Origin of the sequence: Rhodococcus sp. CX, assembly GCF_015865005.1 — a bacterium.
Lineage (GTDB): Bacteria > Actinomycetota > Actinomycetes > Mycobacteriales > Mycobacteriaceae > Rhodococcus.
This window is the reverse complement of sequence record NZ_JADZGH010000170.1, coordinates 21,096-22,571: the sequence shown is the minus strand read 5'-3', so window position 1 is coordinate 22,571 and position 1,476 is coordinate 21,096. Positions and strand designations below refer to the sequence as shown.

The following is a 1,476-nucleotide window of genomic DNA, read 5'->3' as shown; positions in this document are numbered from 1 at the left end:
TGCTCACCAAGGGTCGCGCCGACCGCACCCTGCGCACGATGACCACCCTGTCCGCACAGTTGCTCGACCTGCTCGCGGGCCTGCCGACCCTGCGCGCGCTCGGTCGCGAGAAGGGACCCGCCGGCCGCGTCCGCGAACTCGGGGACGACCACCGCCGCGCCACCATGTCGGCGCTGCGGGTCGCGTTCCTGTCCGGTTCGGTGCTCGAATTCCTCGCGACCCTGTCGGTGGCGCTCGTCGCCGTCGGTATCGGGTTGCGTCTCGTCGTCGGCGGGATGCCGCTCGAGGCCGGGATCGTCGCGTTGATTCTCGCGCCCGAGGCGTATCTGCCTCTGCGTACCGTCGGCGCCAAGTTCCATGCCGCCGAGGACGGAATGGCCGCGGCGGAAAGGGCTTTCGCGATCCTCGACACCGCGTCCCCGGCTGCCGTCACGCCCGCGGGAGGACGCGCACTCGACGCCCGCGGTCGCGACCTCGTGCTCGACGGCGTGTCCGTTGCGGGTCGCGACGGCTACGCCCCGCACGACCTCGACGCGGTGTGCCGCCCCGGCACGATCACCGTGCTCACCGGCGCCAACGGCGCCGGCAAGAGCACCGCGCTGCTCGCGATCCTCGGTCTCGCCGAACCCTCGTCCGGCCGCGTCCTGATCGGCGGCGACGAAGTGCGCGGCACCGACGCCTGGTGGTCGCAGGTCGCCTGGCTGCCGCAGCGGCCGGTCCTGCTGCCCGGGACCCTCGCCGACAATCTCGCGCTCACCGGCGTCGACGCCACCTCACCCGGTCTTGTAGATGTCTGTGCTGCAACAGGGTTCGACGAGGTGCTGGACGAACTCCCGGACGGATGGGACACCCGGGTCGGAGCCGGCGGAACCGGCCTGTCCCTCGGCCAGCGGCAACGTCTCGCGCTGACCCGCACCCTCGCGTCCCCGCGTCCGGTGCTGCTGCTCGACGAACCGACCGCACACCTCGACACCGCGACCGAGGCGACCGTCCTGGCCGCACTGCGCGAACGCGCGGACCGCGGCGCGACCGTCGTCGTCGTCGCGCACCGGCCCACCCTGCTCGCCGCCGCCGACACCGTCGTGGAGGTGACTGCCCGATGACCGAGCGACCCGGAGTTTCCGAGCGAACGTACCGTTCGTCTCCTTCAACCGAGCGAACGGTACATTCGCTCGGAAAAACAGGGGGTGGAAAAGCGGGGGGTGGCCGTCGTGGCCGCCCGATGGGCGACCTGCGCCGCGCGATGGCCCTGCTCGAACTCGAACCCCGCCGCGTTCTCGTCGCGGTCGCGGCCGGTGTCGCGACCCTCGGGGCCGCGCTGCTGCTGTCGGGACTCTCGGCCTGGCTCATCATCCGCGCCTGGCAGATGCCACCCGTCCTCGACCTCACCGTCGCGGTCGTGGCCGTGCGTGCCCTCGGCATCTCGCGGGGCCTGTTCCGCTACTGCGAGCGCCTGGCCACCCACGACGTCGCGCT

At 72.4% G+C, this 1,476-nt stretch carries 1 protein-coding gene and 1 pseudogene; both read left to right on the top strand.

From position 1 onward, the window contains the following. On the top strand, nucleotides 1-1,103 hold a 1,103-nt coding region (locus I0Q12_RS18110; RefSeq protein ID WP_231610943.1), incomplete at its 5' end, for an ABC transporter ATP-binding protein/permease. Between the two features lie 119 nt (nucleotides 1,104-1,222). Then, a pseudogene (locus I0Q12_RS18105) lies at nucleotides 1,223-1,476 on the top strand (ABC transporter ATP-binding protein); the annotation flags it as partial.